The sequence below is a fragment of the Exiguobacterium sp. s26 genome (assembly GCF_018618235.1).
Classification (GTDB): domain Bacteria; phylum Bacillota; class Bacilli; order Exiguobacteriales; family Exiguobacteriaceae; genus Exiguobacterium; species Exiguobacterium chiriqhucha.
Window position 1 is genome coordinate 72,860 of record NZ_JACSLS010000004.1, and the last position, 18,428, is coordinate 91,287.

The 18,428-nt window shown below is 53.7% G+C and carries 19 protein-coding genes; 3 read left to right on the top strand and 16 right to left on the bottom strand.

Annotated elements, in window-relative coordinates:
* Positions 1-21 precede the first annotated feature (21 nt).
* The 5 genes from KNP82_RS07425 to KNP82_RS07445 form a co-directional block, all read right to left on the bottom strand.
* Complete coding sequence (locus KNP82_RS07425) at positions 22-1,071, bottom strand: C45 family autoproteolytic acyltransferase/hydrolase (RefSeq protein WP_034779192.1); 1,050 nt, start codon at positions 1,069-1,071, stop codon at positions 22-24.
* 63 nt (positions 1,072-1,134) lie between these two features.
* On the bottom strand, positions 1,135-2,874 hold the full coding sequence (locus KNP82_RS07430) for a methyl-accepting chemotaxis protein (RefSeq protein ID WP_029594704.1): 1,740 nt from the start codon (positions 2,872-2,874) through the stop codon (positions 1,135-1,137).
* 100 nt (positions 2,875-2,974) lie between these two features.
* A complete protein-coding gene (locus tag KNP82_RS07435; RefSeq protein WP_029594703.1) occupies positions 2,975-3,424 on the bottom strand; it encodes a hypothetical protein in 450 nt (149 codons plus the stop codon).
* 12 nt (positions 3,425-3,436) lie between these two features.
* Positions 3,437-3,859: a 3-hydroxyacyl-ACP dehydratase FabZ gene (fabZ, locus tag KNP82_RS07440; protein ID WP_029594702.1), complete on the bottom strand. Its 423-nt coding sequence runs from the start codon at positions 3,857-3,859 to the stop codon at positions 3,437-3,439.
* Between the two features lie 13 nt (positions 3,860-3,872).
* The gene (locus KNP82_RS07445; RefSeq protein WP_029594701.1) at positions 3,873-4,124 is read right to left on the bottom strand and encodes a DNA-directed RNA polymerase subunit beta; all 252 of its coding nucleotides are present in this window, start codon (positions 4,122-4,124) and stop codon (positions 3,873-3,875) included.
* Positions 4,125-4,330: 206 nt separating this feature from the next.
* On the opposite strand from KNP82_RS07445, the gene mscL reads away from it, so the two are divergent.
* A complete protein-coding gene (gene mscL, locus KNP82_RS07450) occupies positions 4,331-4,708 on the top strand; it encodes a large-conductance mechanosensitive channel protein MscL (RefSeq protein WP_029594700.1) in 378 nt (125 codons plus the stop codon).
* A gap of 27 nt (positions 4,709-4,735) precedes the next feature.
* Here mscL and KNP82_RS07455 read toward each other — a convergent pair whose 3' ends face one another.
* The 4 genes from KNP82_RS07455 to KNP82_RS07470 form a co-directional block, all read right to left on the bottom strand.
* Positions 4,736-5,833, bottom strand: a complete 1,098-nt coding sequence (locus KNP82_RS07455) for a glycerate kinase family protein (RefSeq protein ID WP_035385636.1) — start codon at positions 5,831-5,833, stop codon at positions 4,736-4,738.
* 64 nt (positions 5,834-5,897) lie between these two features.
* Positions 5,898-6,677: a flagellar hook-basal body protein gene (locus tag KNP82_RS07460; RefSeq protein ID WP_214827558.1), complete on the bottom strand. Its 780-nt coding sequence runs from the start codon at positions 6,675-6,677 to the stop codon at positions 5,898-5,900.
* A gap of 11 nt (positions 6,678-6,688) precedes the next feature.
* Complete coding sequence (locus KNP82_RS07465; RefSeq protein ID WP_029594697.1) at positions 6,689-7,462, bottom strand: flagellar hook-basal body protein; 774 nt, start codon at positions 7,460-7,462, stop codon at positions 6,689-6,691.
* A 121-nt stretch (positions 7,463-7,583) separates the two neighbouring features.
* Complete coding sequence (locus tag KNP82_RS07470) at positions 7,584-9,515, bottom strand: sensor histidine kinase (protein WP_029594696.1); 1,932 nt, start codon at positions 9,513-9,515, stop codon at positions 7,584-7,586.
* 181 nt (positions 9,516-9,696) lie between these two features.
* On the opposite strand from KNP82_RS07470, the gene KNP82_RS07475 reads away from it, so the two are divergent.
* Complete coding sequence (locus tag KNP82_RS07475; RefSeq protein WP_029594695.1) at positions 9,697-11,508, top strand: sensor histidine kinase; 1,812 nt, start codon at positions 9,697-9,699, stop codon at positions 11,506-11,508.
* On the top strand, positions 11,489-12,268 hold the full coding sequence (locus KNP82_RS07480; protein ID WP_029594694.1) for a response regulator: 780 nt from the start codon (positions 11,489-11,491) through the stop codon (positions 12,266-12,268). Before KNP82_RS07475 ends, KNP82_RS07480 begins: the two co-directional genes overlap by 20 nt.
* Before the next feature lie 35 nt (positions 12,269-12,303).
* Here KNP82_RS07480 and KNP82_RS07485 read toward each other — a convergent pair whose 3' ends face one another.
* From KNP82_RS07485 to KNP82_RS07515, 7 genes are all read right to left on the bottom strand, one after another.
* Complete coding sequence (locus tag KNP82_RS07485; RefSeq protein WP_214827560.1) at positions 12,304-13,065, bottom strand: SDR family oxidoreductase; 762 nt, start codon at positions 13,063-13,065, stop codon at positions 12,304-12,306.
* Positions 13,066-13,500, bottom strand: coding sequence for a DUF4275 family protein (locus KNP82_RS07490; RefSeq protein WP_051627671.1), 435 nt, complete (start codon positions 13,498-13,500; stop codon positions 13,066-13,068).
* Between the two features lie 102 nt (positions 13,501-13,602).
* A complete protein-coding gene (gene mreB / locus KNP82_RS07495; protein ID WP_021066145.1) occupies positions 13,603-14,589 on the bottom strand; it encodes a rod shape-determining protein in 987 nt (328 codons plus the stop codon).
* A gap of 77 nt (positions 14,590-14,666) precedes the next feature.
* A complete protein-coding gene (gene murA / locus KNP82_RS07500; RefSeq protein WP_029594691.1) occupies positions 14,667-15,968 on the bottom strand; it encodes a UDP-N-acetylglucosamine 1-carboxyvinyltransferase in 1,302 nt (433 codons plus the stop codon).
* A 244-nt stretch (positions 15,969-16,212) separates the two neighbouring features.
* Positions 16,213-16,431, bottom strand: a complete 219-nt coding sequence (locus KNP82_RS07505) for a DUF1146 family protein (protein ID WP_021066143.1) — start codon at positions 16,429-16,431, stop codon at positions 16,213-16,215.
* 198 nt (positions 16,432-16,629) lie between these two features.
* Positions 16,630-17,826, bottom strand: a complete 1,197-nt coding sequence (locus KNP82_RS07510) for an EAL and HDOD domain-containing protein (protein WP_029594690.1) — start codon at positions 17,824-17,826, stop codon at positions 16,630-16,632.
* A gap of 173 nt (positions 17,827-17,999) precedes the next feature.
* Complete coding sequence (locus KNP82_RS07515) at positions 18,000-18,410, bottom strand: F0F1 ATP synthase subunit epsilon (RefSeq protein WP_021066141.1); 411 nt, start codon at positions 18,408-18,410, stop codon at positions 18,000-18,002.
* Positions 18,411-18,428 lie beyond the last annotated feature (18 nt).

The window sequence follows — 18,428 nt, forward strand, 5'->3', positions numbered from 1 at the left end:
ATGAGTCGCTGCTTGTTTTCGTTACCGCCAAAGTTGGACCGTGTTCGCGAACTCGATGTCGGTCGCGATTTCCCCATCGAGGGCATGTAAATCGAAATCTTTGCCGTCGAGCCACTCCTGAAAATCAAAGATGACCGGGTCGCGGTCGCCACCAAGGGCGAACCACGTCTCGAGCGTCTCCGGGAAATAAGCCGCCGTGTGAATCGTGCCGGCCCAGCTCTTGTACAGCTCCGAGAAGACGCCTTTGTCCGAGTCGTTCATGAGCCGGAACGCACTCTCGGCGTCCTGGACGATATGTTGATACATCTTGATTTCCATCATCCGGCGTGTTGAATCATCAAGATGGTAACGGTTCTCGTGTTGGAGCAGTTCGAAATGGTTTGTGCAGATATTCGACTCGCGGACGCGAATGTCGCGCGGTGTCGCTTCGATGACGCGTGTCTTCGACGACTTGTCGTGGACGACATACGTGAACGAGCCGCGGTGCGGAATCTCTTGAAGCAGATCGACCGCCTCCTCGACCGTGGCGCACGTCTCGAGAATCATTCGGCCAATCATCTGGCAGACGAACCCATCTCCAGGCCGCCGGCGGTTGATGAAGTTATAACCCATGGCGAGCCCTTTCTCGTTCATCCCATCCATCCGGCCGGTGACACGTGAGACGGGACCGATGACGGCGTAACCCTCATCTGGCTGGAACACGTTATAGCGTCCATCGTACGTCATCGGGTGATAGTCATAGTTGCGGACGAGGAAGTTGTCCCCCGTCAAAATCGAACAGCCGCTGACCGGGTTATTGACCCGGAAATGACCGAAGTGAAGGAGCGTGTCGGCGAGCGTCAATTCGAGCTCATCCTGCAGGCCGAGCAGTTCTTCCCAAATCTTCGGAGCGAACCGGTCGAACGCCTGCTTCGCCTCGCGCTCGTCAATCTCAAAGCGCGGGACGCGGAGCTTCCACTGGTCGGTCCGGTTCTCGAGCAGTTTGCTGCGCTTGATGTATTGTCCTTGAAAGCGGCCAAAGTCATAGTGACTGCCGCGGAATTGTGTGAGTTCACTTGAGACACGTTGCATGAAAAAACCTCCCTTGCGCCTAGTATACCGGACGCAACGGAGGTCTGTCTGACTTGAGACTGTTTACAACTTGAACTGCCGGCTCATGCGCTGCATGTCCTCGGCCGTATGCGACAAGTCTTTGACGAGCCGGTTCATCGTCTCGCTCGTCGCCGACATCTGTTCGGTTGAGGCGGCCACTTCCTCATTCCCGGCCGTGCTCTCTTCCGAAATCGATGCGATATCCGATAGACCGCGTTTGATGTCGTCTTGGTTCGTCTTGACGCGTCCGAGTTGCCCTTGCATCGAGTTCGTCAGGCGCTGCATCTCCCGCACGCTCTGCTCGATCTCATTGAAGGCGCGCTTCGTTTCCTCGAGCGTCCGTTTGCCGTCCTCGGCGGCGTGCATACTGTCCGTGAACGTCTCACCGAGCGCGATCGAGTTCCGTTTGACGCTGCCGACGATCTCCGAGATCTCACTGACCGATTGGGCGACACTGTCCGACAACTTCCGAATCTCGGAGGCGACGACGGCGAACCCTTTCCCATGCTCCCCAGCGCGGGCCGCCTCGATGGCCGCGTTCAGGGCGAGCAAATTCGTCTGTTCCGAGATTTGACGGATCATCGTGACGAGTGCCGTCACTTCGTCCGCCTGTTGCTCGAAGTCTTTCACCTGACCTTGTGATTCGCGTACTTGCAGATGGATGTTCGTCATTTTCCCGACGGCGTCCTCCATGAGGAGGAGCCCTTCGGCCGTCACACGGCTGACCACTTCCGCCTGTTCACTCACGCCGTTTCCGTCGTGCGCCGTCTGGTCGACGAGTCCCGAAAACTCGTTCATATGCCCATACAGCTTCATCGTGAGCACGCTCTGATTCTCGACGCCACCCGCAATTTCTTCCATCGTGAACGCGATTTGTCTCGAGGCGTCGTTCACTTCTTCCGAGATGCTCGCCACGTTGCCGCTCTCGTCCCGCACCGTCTGGGCAGATGTCTGCAATCCGGAAATCAAATCGCGGAGCATCTTCGTCATCTGGTCCATCGAGGCAGTGAGCCGCTTAATCTCATCGTTCGCTTTCAGTTGGATGTTGTCCATCTCTTTGGCCGCTGTCGCTAGGTCGCCGCTCGCAATATGAGTCGCGACCCTTTCAAGCTCACGGAGCGGTCGGAGTTTCCAACCGAGATAGCGCCAAATGATGACTGAAGCCACCCCGAGCAAGATAACGAGCCCGATGAGAATCGGGGGCAAGCTCTCTTGGAGCACGTCTTCCGTCACCGCCGCGACATCACTCGCCCCTTTGTCGATTCCGAGGACACCGATGACGTCCCCACCTTGTTTGATCGGGACGAGCACGGTCATATAGTCCCCATATTCCGGGTCCTCGACGATCGGCGTCGTGACGGTCCCACCCTCAAACGCCGCTTTAGCATCTTCGAAAGACGTCGCCGTCGTCGGCGTGCCGATTTCGACCGCATCGCTCGCGCTCATACCGTCGACGATGATTTGAAGCTCTTCCCCGTCGGCCGCGAGTGTATAGACGTACATCGCCCCGATTTGCGTGCGATACGTATCGAGCTGTTCTCGAAACTGCTCGAACCGTTCATCTTTTGTCGGGTTTTGCATAAAGGCCGCGTACGCCTCCGTGTCAATCGCCTCGCTGATGCGCGCCCCATCCGCCAACAGGACGGCCTGCATCGAGCTCTGCACCGTATGTTTCGTGCTGACGTACTGCAACACGCCGAATGTGACGATGAGTAGCGTGATGAACGCCAACATCATCGCCAAGATCCGTTTCTGCAGCGACTGTGGTTTATTTCGTTTCATAATGATTCCCTCCAATCGTCCTTACTATATGTATCGGACGATTGCCAGAAAAACTGTATAAAAAAACGGATGATTTTCGACAAAAAAATCATCCGTCCGTTCATTCATTTGTCGAATTCACGACCTCGAGCGGCATCGACACCTCGGCCTCGCCCTCTTCTCCGATATGGAAGAGCGGCAACGTCTCGGTGACGAAAAGATCGGGGTTCAAATCCGCTTGATAGACGTACGTCCGCACATCCCCTTCGCGTTCCGCGACAAGTTCACCGAACGGAATCGGGACACGCGTGCCCTCGACTTCGTAACTGATAATTGTCGTCGGATCGAGGCGACGGTCTTCGAGCATCCGAATCGTGAACAGCATCGTCGAGCTGTTCGTCCGCTCGAGCGAGACCGCAATCGATTCCGATTGGCCGGCCCGTTTGTCGATCATCGCATCATCGACGTCCTGTTCAAACACGACGTTCTCCTCGGCCGGGTCATCTTGCACTTGTTGGCAACCGACGATGGTCGCCAATCCGAGAATCAAGGCAATCACCAATACGCGCATCTCGTTCTCTCCTCACTTCAAGGCGAAAGTGAGTTCCGCTTCACAAGCAACTTCTCCATCGACTGTCGCCACGGCGCGTCCTTTACCGATCGGTCCGCGCACTTTCAAGATTTCGACCTCGAGGCGCAATTGATCGCCCGGGACGACTTGACGTTTGAAGCGACATCCATCGATGCCTGCGAAGAACGCGAGCTTGCCGCGGTTCGACTCTTGCTTGAGCATCGCGAACGCGCCTACTTGCGCGAGCGCTTCGACGATCAAGACGCCAGGCATGACGTTATAGTCCGGGAAATGTCCATTGAAGAACTCTTCATTCGCCGTCACATTCTTTAATCCAACGGCCCGTGTGCCTTCTTCGACTTCAAGAATTCGGTCGATGAGCAAAAACGGGTACCGATGCGGGATCACTTCTTTAATCTGTTCAATCGTGTACATGGTTCCACCACCCTTATGATGTTAGCCAAAAATCGGTGATATGGCGCCACGTGTCGATGTTGAACACGTCCTTCCACTCGCCTCCGCCAATCACGCTGTACCCAATGATGGCCCCAATCGCAAGCATCACGAAAGCCAACAGCAGGACAACGATGACGCGTAACAAGATCGGGAAACGTCGATGGTTCGATAATCGCTTCCGCTCCGTCCGCTCTTTGGACTCGGTCTGTTCCGAGCCGTTCTGTTCTTCGTTCGCCACGTCCATACATCCTTTCAGCTGAATTAATCATAACATATTAGTACCTGGTATTAAAACTATTGCATGAGTTCTATATAAGTGTAACGTATCTACCATACGTCGAACAAGCGCCCGGCCTAGGGCAAGGGCGACGCTTCTGTGAAAAATACTGCCCGCTTCCGCCTATGCTGTGCTACCATAAGAGTATTCATCATTTAGGAGGGTTTATTTTTATGTGGAAAGAATTCAAAGAGTTTGCAATCAAAGGCAATGTGATCGACCTGGCCGTCGCCTTCATCCTCGGGGCCGCCTTCACGGCCATCGTCACGTCGCTCGTCAATGACATCTTCATGCCGTTCCTCGGCATCCTCATCGGCGGCATCGACTTCTCGACGCTCGCGGTGTCGGTGCTCGGCGTGAAGGTAACGTATGGCAACTTCCTGCAAGAAATCGTCAAGTTCTTCCTCGTCGCCTTCGCCTTGTTCATGATGGTCAAAGTGCTGAACCGTCTGAAGCGAGAAAAAGCGGTCGAAGAGACACCGGAGCCGGAACTGTCGCGTGAAGAACAGCTCCTCTCGGAGATTCGTGACCTATTAAAAGAACGCTCGTGACCCAAAGACGCCTGAACCGAAGTTGGTTCAGGCGTCTTTGTCGATTAACCGGAACGCTCGGCTGACGGCGTCCGTCAAGAGCGCTGCCGCTTGCTGCATCGCTTCCTCGAGCGTCATCACCCGGGAAACAATCGGGAAGACGGCCTGAATCCCCACGTCCGGGACGGCAATCAGTTCCGATTGTCCGGCGAAGACGAGCGTCGGTACGTCGTACGTATGGGCAAGACGTGCCAACCCGTAAGGCGCTTTCCCGTGAAGCGACTGCTCATCGAAGCGACCTTCCCCCGTGATTAACCAGTCGGCCGTCCGTAACGTCTCCTCTAGATTCGACCACCGCACGGCCTCCTCAATTCCGCTCACGTAAGTCGCCCCGAGCTGATAGAGCGCGAAGCCGATACCGCCGGCCGCACCCGCTCCCGGTCGTCCCGTCACATCACGCTCGAAACAACGGGCGTATGAGGAAAGTCGTTCCTCGTAGCTAACGACGTCTTGTTTGGCCAGTCCCTTCTGTGGTCCGAACACGGCCACCGCCCCCATTGGTCCGAGCAACGGGTTTGTCACGTCCGAGGCGATGCGCCACTCGACTTGACGTGCTTCCGGGAGGAGTCCTGTCCAATCGACTTGAGCGACGTGCTCGAGTTGATGTGGGAACGGCCCAATGATCTGTCCAAACTCGTCGAAGAATTGGACGCCGAGCGCCTCGAGCAGGCCTTTGCCTCCGTCGACGGTCGCACTCCCGCCGAGGCCGACGGTGATGCGTGTCGCCCCGCGCTCGAGCGCATGCCGAATTTGCAGCCCCGTCCCATAGGAGCTGTAGCGCCATGGGTCGAGTGTATCGACAAGTGTGAGCCCAGACGCCTCGGCGACTTCGATGACTGCTTCTCGCGTCAGTTCTAACCAACCGTACCGCGCTTGTCGCATCGTCCCGTCAAGCGACATGACGTCTTGCGTGATGGTCTCGGCATGTGGATGTGTCAGGAGCCACGCATCTAAAAATCCTTCGCCTCCGTCTGAAATCGGCACCTCGATGACATCGTGTCCAGCGAGTGCCCGACAAACCGCCCGATTCGCTTCCACGCTCGTCAACGACCCTTTGAACGAATCCATCGCCACGACAATTCGCATGTCCATCCCTCCTCCTATTCAGTGTAACGCAAAAACCGCCCTTCCGAAGAAGAACGGTCTGTGATTAACGGAGTGACGTGACGAGTCCCATCATCTGGTCACTCATCGACAACGCCCGTGAATTCATCTGGTAAGCACGTTGCGTGATCGTCATGTCGGTCATCTCTTTCGTCAAATCGACGTTCGACGATTCGAGCGTCCCTTCAATCAACAGATTGCCGAGCGGACGGTCAACGTCCGCCGCCAAGTCAGCCGCATAGACGTTGTTGCCGAGCGGTTGGAGCGCTGACGTGTTACGCACCTCGACGATATCGAGACGGCCGAACTCTTGCTCGACACCGTTCACGCTGGCGACGACCATCCCATCTTGACGGACGCGATGCGCCGTCGCCTCGTTCGGCATGGTGATCGGGTTACCGTCCGCACCAAGAAGGGCGTTTCCGTTCACGTCGACGAGCGTCGTCGTCTCACCGACCGACAGCTGCATGTTCCCGCTCCGAGTCAATCCGACACCATTCTCCGTCTCGACGGCGAAGAACTGGCGGCTCGCTTTCAAGAACACATCAAGGCCACGGTCAGTCTTGCGAATCTGGCCGATATTGAACTGTTGGCTAATGTCGGCGACGTGGCCGCCAACGCCGATGCGAATCCCGTTCGGCGTGTCGCGCCCGACCTCAAGCTCGGCGCGTGGTTGATTATCATACGCCTGCGACAAGAGCGAGGCGAAATGGGTCTGTTCCCGCTTATAGCCGGCCGTGTCAACGTTGGCAATGTTATGGCCCGTCACGTCAAGTTGGCGCTGAAGCTGCGTGAGCGACGACACCGAGTTATAAATCGATTGCATGGGCTTCCTCCTTAACGAATCCGAGCGATTTCAATCGCCCGCTCGGCACTCTTGTCATACGCTTGGACAACTTTTTGGTTCGCCTCGAATTGACGGTACGTCGTCATCAAATCGGCCATCGTCCGATCGAGATCGACGTTCGCCTCTTCGATAAATCCTTGTTGGAACTGAACGTTCGCAGCAGGCGGTGCGTCTCCATTGACCCGATAGTCGTTCCCGACTTGCTCGAGTGTCGTCAAGTCATCGATTTGGACGGCACCGAGCGTCGCCACGTTCTGTCCGAGTGACGTGATTTGTCCGTCACCTGACAACGTGAACTCACTTGACGGCAATTGAATCCGTTCGCCGGCGTCTGAGAGGATATACCCACCATCTGCCGAACGCAAGAAGCGTTCCTCATCGACCGCGAAGCGTCCGTTCGTCGTATAGAGCGTCTCACCGTTCTGTTCGACGGCGAACATAGCGGCACCCGTCGCGTCAGCCGGTACCTTCATATATACGTCGGTCGGGCTCCCCGTCTCGGAGATGCTTCCCGTCGAGAAACGTGGCATCGTCTCTTGCAAATACACGCCCGTCGACAACGTGCCAACCTCGCCTTGCACGCGTGAACCCGAATTTCCTGGGTGGCTCACTTGGGCGAGCAACATTTCTGGGAACGAGCGGACGACGCCGTTCGATGCCTTGAATCCAGGTGTCCGGACGTTTCCAAGGTTATTGCTCAAAATCTCTTGTTGACGTTGGAGCGCGTTCATCGCGCCCGCCGCCGTATATAATCCGCGTAGCATGGTTCGTCTTCCTTTCATCGTTCAAAGTCTTCACTCTGTATATCGTACCAAAGGAATGTTTCGTTCACCGTTTTTTGAAAAAAACTAAAAAAAACCACTTCGCAATGTGAAGTGGTTTTCGTCAAGCGACAATCGGGAGTTCGACCGTCATAATCGTCCCATTCCCAAGTTCAGAACGAACGCTGATCGTCCCGCCGTGCGATTCAATAATCTCCTTACAGATCGCAAGCCCAAGGCCGGTGCCTCCAATATTGCGACTCTGTTCGTTTTGGACACGGTAGAACTTCTCAAACAGTCGTTCGGCATCTGCGGGTGCCACACCCATGCCTTCGTCTTCGATGGCGATCCGGATGACATCGTCATCGCACGAGACGTTGACGGCTATATTGCCGCCGTCGGGTGAATATTTAATGGCGTTATTCAAGATATTCGAGAACACTTGACGCAGTTGCGCCGGGTCCCCGGAGACGCGAATCGTTTCATCACAATCGAAATGGAACGCATGCAACTCGGTCGAACCGGCATGAATCTCAAGAATATCGGACAATAGTTCGAACAAACTCTCGACTTTGAAGTCTTGCTGCGCGTTACCGGACTCTATCTTCTGCACGTCGAGCAGATTGCTGACGAGCCGCTCGAGCCGGGTCGTCTCGCTATGAATCATACTCAAGTAGCGTTTCCGCTTCTCTTCGTCGACCTGTCGGTGTTCAAGCAGTTCGGTAAAACCAAGAATGGATGTGAGCGGGGTACGAAGTTCGTGTGAGACCGTCGCGACGAGTTCCGTCTTCAAGCGGTCAATCTCAATCTCTTTCGTAATGTCCCGCGACACAAACATCACGCCGAAACGTTCGTCCTGCAGTTCAATCGGTTCGGCGTACATCCGTATGATACGTCTTCCCCCTTGCATCGAATACGTAAACGTTTCATCGAAGATTCCACAGTTTTTAGCCCGGTGTGTGAAGCGATTGAGACCGTCCTGATCATCGATTTGGTCCATGAACGGCTCATAAAACGCGTCAATCGGATACAAGCTCTGACGGTCGCCGAACGGGAACGGCTGCTCATACAGTTCGAACAGCGCCTCGTTGGCGAAGCGTTGGTTTGTGTCTACCTCGACAAAGACAATCGCGTCGCGCATCGTATGCAAAATGCGGGCCGTCTTCTCGCGCTCTTTCTCAAGTTCAGTATGTTGATGAATCAACGAGCTCGACATCTCCGTGAACGATTTCGATAGTTGACCAACCTCGTTTTTCATTGGATTGATTGGAATAAGCGTGGCATGCGGATCGACGGCCAGCCGTTCACTGTTCGTGATGAGCGCCTCAAGCTGTTTCGTCAACCGCACAATATATGGTTGTAGGCTAACAAAGAGGATGAACAACGCGCCGAGCAAAATGAGTAGCCACATCCATTGGGCTTTGGCGAGCTGCTCCGACAGTTCTTCCCGGAGACCCGACTCTTGAAAGTCGAGCTCGGAGCGATAGTCCGTGAATACCGATTCCATGTCGACGATGCTCGCACTCATATCGGCCGCACTATTCGAATTGAATTTGAATCGTGTCTGATTCGACGATGCATTCTTCGGCATGAGTTGGCCGACGGTCGCCATCTGTAAGAACGGCTCATCGACTTCGCCGTTCGCTTTGGCGACAACGTAACGTTCGAGACCAGGCATGACGCGCGTCGTATAGATGGTAAAGAGCAAACGCGCCTCTTCCGCGAACGTCGTCTCTTCGTTCGTCTCGGCGTTCTGTTCAAACCAGCTCGTCTGGTCGTCGATTCGGTCTTGGGCTTGCTTGACTTCTGCTAGCAATGCATCCTCCCCAAGTAAAACGTGGCCGCGCATCTCGTATTGCATCGACTGCCATGTCTCGAACAAATCAGTCGCCCGCGAACGATGTTCACTGATCCGCTCAAGCTCGACCGTGGTTTCGCGGATCGCCTGCTGGGTATAAAAGTATGTGCCGAGTGACGTCAACGTGATTAAGGCAATCAATACATAAAACACGGTGAGGACTTGGCGGCTAATTCGTTGTTCAATCCAGCGTTTCATATATAGCCTTCTTTCATATCGATGATTAATCGGATTAGATAGTTTCGTATGTTCGGCTATTCAAAAAAGTCAGTTTCGTGTACGATAAGAAAACATTCGTCACGTTAATATGTGAACGATTAGTGTCAGTATATCGTTCGTTTCTCACAAAAAACTCACAAACCACGAAGGGAATATGCAGATGACCCCTAAATCGATTGGGCTGGTCATGTTGATGGTCTTCTTCGCGCTCGTTGGCGGCTTCGCCTTAACGCGCGGACAGACGATTGACGATTCAGTCACCGTCACACAAGGAACGGCCGATTTGACCGATTCTCGTGTGACCGAACAACTCATGCGTCTCGATGGGACGTGGCGCTTTCAATCGAGCCTGCTCGAGCGAGTCGACCGCGAGTCTTATCGACAACTCCCGCATGTGACACCACACAAGATGGCTACTTATGAAGCTGACATTTCACTGCCTCCCGGACAATACGCTTTGCGTGTGCCGCGTAACCACCCACATGTCAACCTTCTCATTGATGGAGAAGCTGTTTCACCCGTCTACGCATCGACAGATGAAGACCTTCGGCATGCCTACCTCGTTCTTCTGGATACGCATACCCCGACGTTCCGTCTGACGATTCAAACGGCTGAGACGAATGAGCTCTCGACTGGAATTTCCGATAGCCTGCTCATCGGTCCAACGAGCAATATGATGACCTATCATAATCAATACTTCAGTTATGAGTTCGTGATTATCCTCATCTCGCTCCTCATTTTTTCATTCTACGCAATCGTTCGGCTGTTCCATCGTAAGGAATCGCTCTATTTATATGGGGCTGCTTTCTTTTTCCTCGTCAGCGTCTCGCTTATGACGAATGATCAAATGATCGTATTCGAAATCGTCCCTATGATGTCTTACGTTTTGGCCCATAAATTAAATTTGATTACGGCATTACTGAGTGTCGCGATGTTAATCAACTTTGCGTTACGTCTCGAACGCGTCCCGTTTCGACACTTTTTGAAGTACGCGTCCTACCCGTTCTATGCGTTCAGTCTGATCGCCTTGGTGCTGCCAGAAGGTGCGCACGCGACGTTCGACCAATTCCCTTGGGTGTATGTCTTGTTCATCACGTTCTTCTGGACCGGGCTGAACATCAATTGGCTGTTCGAACGAAAAAACGACGGCTATCCGTTCGAATTTCTCGTGTTCACGATCTCACTCATCATCGGCTATGTCGGCCAGTTGATCAACGTTCTGATTGACCACCCGAACCAAGAACTGTATACGAGCGTCATGTCGCTCATTTACTTCCTGCTCATGTTCACGTTGCTCCCGATTCACTTGTCGACGGATAAACGGAAAAAGCGTGAAGTGCAGACGTTCGCCAACCAAAGTGAGATTTCGTTCTTCAACGCCCAAATCAAGCCGCACTTCCTATACAACACGTTCGGGAACGTGATTGCGCTCTGTTACACGGCACCGACCGAGGCGGCACGTTTGCTCAGCCATTTGAGCACATATGTCCGCTTCATCTTCGAGAATGGGCGGACCGAGAACGATATCTCGCTCAAGCAAGAACTCGACGTCATCGACTCGTATTTGATGATTGAGCAGACTCGCTTCAATGATGCGTTCACCATCACGAAAGATATCGACGAATCCGTCCTCAACGCCTTGATTCCACCGCTGTTATTGCAACCGCTCGTCGAGAACGCGGTACAGCATGGGTTGATGAAGCAACCAGGTATCAAACGGCTCATGTTGTCGATCCAGTCCTCAGATGATGCAATCGATATCCGGATTGCCGACAACGGCATCGGGTTCAATCCGACACCGCACTTGAGAAAATCGAATGGAATTGGTATCCCGAATGTCAAGAATCGGATCGACTTCATATCAGATGCCACATTTAAATTAAATTCTGAACCAGGGGTCGGAACGCATGTGCATATCCGACTCCCAAAACGAGAGAGGATGAACGAGCAACATGCGCACGATTTTGATTGAAGATGAGCACCATATTTTAAGGATGATGGAACGCCTCATCCAAGCTGAACCAAACTTGAAATGGATGGGGTCGTTCCACGATCCGTTCCAAGCACTTGAATTTTTAGCAAACCAGGAAGTCGACCTCGTCTTTCTCGATATCGAGATGCCCCAGATGAACGGTCTCGATTTCGCCAAACGATTGCCCGAGACGACTCAAGTCGTCTTCACGACGGCGCACAGCCAATACGCGGTCGATGCGTTCAACCTGCAAGCGACGCACTATCTGCTCAAACCGATTACCGAACAGATGATTCACGACCTCATTCCTCGCGTCGAGAAACGATACAAGGAGACAATGTCGACCGAGCATCACCGGACGTGTACGATTCAATGTCTCGACCACTTCTCGGTCAAGACGCAAGACGGTGACCTCGTCAAATGGCCGACACAGAAGACCGAGGAGCTGTTCGCCTACTTGATTTTCCATCGTGATAAAGTGGTCAATAAATGGCTGATTGCCGAGACGCTCTATCCAGAGATTGATGAGCCGCAGCGGGCGCTCCACAACGTCTATAACCTCGTCTACCGCTTGAAGAAGACGCTCGCCGAGTATGATTTGAGTATCTCGGTCCAGACGATCAACAACGGCTACTCGCTCCATTTGGACGACGTCTGTCTTTGCGATTACCATGACTGGTTAGATGCGAAAGAAAAGCCGTTCCCGCAAACGGATTTGTCCACTCGACTCTTCGTCGACAAAGACTATACATGGCATTAAAAAGAGCTTCTCCCTTGAATTGGGAGAAGCTCTTTTTAGCGTCCGACGAAGCCACCGTCGACGTGAAGATGTTGCCCATTGACCCAGGCCCCGTCCGACCCCATGAGGAACGCGATATAGCGGGCCGTGTCTTCGGGTGTCCCGACACGTCCATGCGGGAACAGCGGTACGAGTTGTTGACGGAGCCCGTCATCAATCCAACCCGAATCGGTCGGGCCCGGGTCGAGCGCATTCACAGAGATTCCGTACTGCCCTGCCCCGTTAGCGAGCGCCGGCGTGATGGCGATTAACATGCCTTTCGTGGCGATATAAGCCAAGTTGGATGCATCTGCTCCCCCGGACACCATGAACAGGATGCGTCCGTCCGTATGCCCAGCCTGTTTGTATCGCTCGATGAAGGCGAACGTCAGACCGAGCGTCCCTTCGTTATTGACGAGATAATGACGGCTGAGTGTCTCGGTCGTGAACGTATCGACGCTCACGTGCCGCTCATACGTCGCGTTGTTGATGAGACGGCTCGGAGTACCAAGCGCCGCTTCGACGCGGTTGAGCAACCCTTCTACGTCTCCAGACGATAAGTCGTACGACTCATGGGCCACGCGAGCCCCTAATGTCTGTAATTCGTCGACGAAGCCGTCGATGAAATTCGGTTCCGCTCCGACGCCTTCCGTGCCGTCAAACGGGCTCCAGTGCGTGAGATACAAGTCATGACCTGACGTAGCAAGTTTTCGCGCGACGGCCGCTCCGATGCCTTGCGTCCGACTGACGCCGGTAATGAGTGTGAGTGGTCGTGTCATTTAATGATCCCCTTTAGTCCCTAATTTGGTGAGAAAATACGGTCCCCAGTCCGCTTCGTGCGGAATGACATACGTCCACGTGTAAGCCGGGTCGACGATATAGATGTCCGCATAGTCCATGGTTTCGACAATCAACTCTTTCCTGGCAAGTGGTTGTGCTTTCGTCAAGTCGAGTTCGAGCACATCGTTCGAGTGTTGAAAAAAGAGCATCGCTTTCCACTTCCCTGCCCGTTCGAACGCATGCTCAGCAGCCGTTCCGACGAGACAGCCGTCAGCCCCTGCCCCGATATCCTCCCATAGATAAGGGGAAAGCCGTGTCCGCTGTTCCGGTCGTATGAAGTGCGCCACCCATGTCTGACGCGCTTCCTCACCTCGGTCTTCAACCTCCGTGACCTCGACTCCTTTCGCCGTCAATCGCTCAATCAATGGATTCATCTGCAGCCCTCCCTCTCTTATTCTATCCATTTCCAGGAAATTCAGACAGTGTTGAACGCAAAAAAAGCACGACGCCTACTGACGTCGTGCCTTTAGATGATCTTACTTCAAACGATCCAAGTGCTCGAGCATGATGCCCGTGCCATGCGCGACGCTGAGCGTCGGCTCTTCGGCAATCATGACCGGCAATCCGACACGCTCGGCGACGAGCTGGTCGATCCCGTGGAGGAGCGAGCCGCCACCTGTCATGATGATGCCGCGGTCGATGATATCGGCCGCAAGTTCCGGAGGCGTCTGTTCGAGGACGCGCTTCGTTGCTTCGACGATCTCATTTGCCGATTCAGCCATCGCTTCACGGAGTTCTTCCGACGTGATGGTTACCGTACGCGGAAGCCCACGCACCATGTCACGACCTCGGATATCCATCGTCTCGTTACGTCCGCCTGGGAAGACCGTCGCAATCTCTTTCTTGATTTGCTCGGCCGTCCGCTCACCGATGACGAGCTTATGCTTGTCTTTGATGGCGCGGAGGATGTCCGTATCGAACCGATCCCCGGCGATTTTAATCGTTTCGCCGCAGACGATATCGCCCATCGAGAGGATGGCAACGTCTGTCGTCCCGCCACCGATGTCGACAATCATATGACCGACCGGCTTCCAGATGTCCATGCCTGAACCGACGGCTGCTGCCTTCGGTTCTACGGCGAGGAAGACTTCTTTCGCGCCGGCCTTCTCGGCCGCCTCACGGATCGCTTTCGCTTCAACCGGTGTCACGTTTGCCGGTGTACAGATGAGCATGCGGATGCCGCCAAAGAAACCGCGGACTTGGATCTTCTCGACGAAATGGCGAAGCATCTCTTCGGTTGTCGCGAAGTCAGCGATGACCCCATCACGGAGTGGACGGATGGCGACGATGTCACCTGGCGTACGTCCGACCATCTGATACGCTTCCGTTCCGACAGCGAGTACTTTCCCTGTCGAACGCTTGATGGCAACGACGGATGGCTCGTCGAGGACGATGCCTCGACCTTTGACGTGGATGACGACGTTTGCTGTTCCTAAATCAATCCCGATATCTTTTGAAAACATGGTGTGTAGGTTCCTCCGTTCGTTACTTCATTGAAAAGAGCGAGAAGAGTCTCTCCTCGCTCCTATGAGTCTATTAATTAGTTCTTGACCATTTCTTCGGCAACTTCGACGTTCCCTTGGATTCGCTCGATGTCAGCACCAAGCGCTTGCAATTTCTTGTGGAAGTCGACGTAGCCACGGTCGATGTGGTAGAGATCGCCAACGCGTGTCTCTTCGTCCGCGATGAGTCCCGCGAGGACGAGGGCTGCTCCGGCACGAAGGTCAGTCGAGACGACTTCAGCACCTTGGAGGCGAACGCCGCCTTTGATGATTGCCGAGCGTCCTTCGATTTTAATGTCTGCGTTCATGCGGCGGAATTCTTCGACGTGCATGAAGCGGTTCTCGAACACTGTTTCGGTGATGACCGATGTGCCGCCAGCTTTCAAGACGAGCGCCATCATTTGTGCTTGGATGTCAGTCGGGAAACCAGGGTGTGGCATCGTCTTCACGTCGACCGGCTTCAACACATCCGGTGCGATGACACGCATGCCTTCTGACGTATCCTCGAACTTGACGCCCATTTCTTCCATCTTCGAGATGAGTGGGCGAAGGTGCTCGCGCTCAGCGCCGATGACTTCGATGTCGCCACCTGTGATCGCTCCAGCAACGAGGAACGTACCGGCTTCGATGCGGTCAGGGATGATTGAATGCTCGGCACCATGGAGTTTCTCCACGCCTTCGATTCGAATCGTTTCTGTACCGGCACCGCGGACGTGTGCGCCCATACCGTTCAAGAAGTTGGCAAGGTCGACGATTTCAGGTTCTTTGGCGACGTTTTCGATGACCGTTGTTCCTTCAGCAAGGACTGCCGCCATCATGATGTTCTCTGTCGCGCCGACAGATGGGAAGTCCAAGTAGATCTTCGCACCTTTCAAGCGACCGTCGACCGAAGCTTCGACGAAACCGTTGCCGATGACCGTCTTCGCGCCCATTGCCTCGAAGCCTTTTAAGTGGAGGTCAATCGGACGTGACCCGATCGAGCAACCGCCTGGCATTGCGACACGCGCATGCCCAAGACGAGCAAGGAGAGGACCCATGACAAGGATCGAGGCACGCATCTTGCGGACGTACTCAAGCGGCGCCTCGTCTTTGATTGTGCCCGACGCATCGACAGTGACTTCGTTATTTGCTTCGTCAAACGCAACCTCTGCACCAAGGTGGCGAAGTACTTTGTTAATCGTGTACACATCAGCGAGGCGTGGCACGTTTTGAAGTACCGACTTTCCTTCGCTTGCTAAAAGAGTGGCAACCAATGTTTTGAGTACGGCGTTTTTAGCTCCTTCAACACGCACAGTACCTGACAATTTACGTCCTCCACGGACTACAATCAAATCCTTCATATCTCTCTTTGTCCTCCAACTTCGTTGTTTTTTTGTTTTATACGTCGATATCCTCTACCGGATGTGGTTATGTCGATTACTACGATGGTTTGTAACACGTGACGCTTCATCAGAGAGAAAAATAATAATAAAAGCACTCATAAAATTCTGATGAAAAATTCGTCATGTCAGACGAATTTATCCTACACGATAAACATATAAGAAACGTTACAGCAGGATTACAGTTTAGTAATCGTTTCCCTGCCTACTGTAATGGTGCGAGCGCCTGGGCCAATCGGATATACTCCAAAAAGAACTGGGCGATCAGTGAACCGAAGACGACGGCCACGAGGACACGCAAGACTGCTGCTTGCGGACTCCTCACTTGATTGAGCAGGCGGTCCCATTTGACCGGCATGAGTGCCCACCAAGCGACGTAGATCGCTACGACGTAAATGACGAGCGATAACACGGTGTTCAACATCGACGATTCCCCTCTTTTCAAAAATTCGTACCATTTTTAATCATAGCATGTCACGTCAGAGAAAAAAAGACTTAGCGTTTAAGTGAGTGGTGGAATGGGTTCATCCGATCAACTCGCTTTCTCTCCATAAACCGCATACAAAAAGGAACGTCAATCGGCGCATGGCCTTAGTACAGTAATTGACGTCCCTTCAACATTTCAAACATTATTCACTTCAGCATCATAAGTTTGGCTCCAACGGATGGCTTCGACGTAGTATCGAGACAAGTCCGGCATCGTCTCATCGACGTCGACCGTCAACCGCTCATAGGCGAGCACCGTATTGAGCAAACCGCGCAACTCGTTGTCTTCCCCGAGAAGCGCCGCTTTGACGACGGGTTCGACCGGAAGCTCCGAGACGAGCGTATGCATCGTCTCGTCCAAGATGACGTCAAGCGACGAGAAGATACCCGTGATGAACGCGTCGAACGCCGTCACGTGCGGCAGCGTCTCGGCCGCGATCAGTTCCATCATCTTGCCGCGGATGACACTCTGTTTAATCAATTCTTTCGATTCGGATGTCTGCAACTCACGCAACAACATCAAGTAGGACCAACGCCGCATCTCATCGAGCCCGATGCGCGCGACGGCCTGTTCAATCGATTGAATCGTGTGACGTCCCTTTTGATAAACCGTGTTGACCGAGCGTAACATTTTATACGACAAGTCGACGCTTCGTTCGATTTGGCTGGCGATGCGTCGGAAGTCCGGTTCCGGCTTATCGAGTTCCTTCAGCACTTCGACGAGCGTATGCCGGAGCGGATGGACCTCGGCACCGTGGACGACCGTCGGCCGACTGAAGAAGTAGCCTTGGAACATGTGATAGCCGAGCTTCTTGGCAATCTCATATTCGAACGGTGTCTCGATTTTCTCCGCTAGAAATTCGACGCGATGGCCGAGGGCGTCGATGAGCCGCTTCTGTTGGTCGATCGGTGTCGCCTGGTAGTCGATTTTGATGATATCGGCGAGTCCGATGAGTGGCCGATACTTCTCTTCGAACACGAAGTCGTCGAGGGCGATCGTATAGCCTTTCCGACGTAACGAACGTAACGCCGCCAAGACTTTCTCCGTCGGTTCGACATGCTCGAGCACCTCGACGACGAGCGTCTGCCGCGGCAATAAAGCCGGTACCTCGCTCTCAATCAAGTTTTGCGGAAAGTTAATGAACGCTCTCGTCCCTTCCGTCAACTCCCGAAAGTTGAAGACGAGATAGGCGTTATGAATCACGTCGGCGGTCGCAAGTGCGTCATCGACATGTTCAAATATATTTTTCTCGCTGCGGCGATATAACAGTTCATAGCCACAGACGCGTAATTTTTGATCAAAGATCGGTTGGCGCGCAACATAAACTTTCATCCCATTGTCTCCTTTACCGTAGTTCCCACCTATATTATCGGATAAGAGATGTCTGTCTTCCACTATTTGGGCGTAAAACTTTTGATGCTTTGGACCTATATATATAGAAGGAACGTGATTCATTCGGTCCATCCACAAAAAAATCTCCCCTGCGGCTGCAGGAGAGATGTCGGTTATTCTTTGATATCGCGAATGCTCAAACGGTTAATCGCTTTTTTGAGCGCGAGCTCCGCACGACGGAATTCGAGGTCCGAGAGCTTCGTGTCTTGAAGACGACGCTCGGCACGAACTTTCGCCGCAGAAGCGCGGTCGTAGTCGATTTTATCCGCCATTTCGGCTGTTTCAGCTAAGATCGTCACCGTGTCGGGACGAACTTCCATGAAACCGCCGCTGAGTGCGATCAGCGTGCGTCCACCATCTTCGTGGCGCAGTTTGAGAACTGAGATATCGAGCGGTGTCACCATCGGGATGTGTTTCGGTAAGATACCGAGTTCACCGGTCACCGATTTGGCGACGACCATCCGTGCCTCGCCCTCATAGGCTGCACCATCCGGGGTGACGACGTTGACGTGAAGAGTATTCATCGTCTAGTTTCCCCCTTC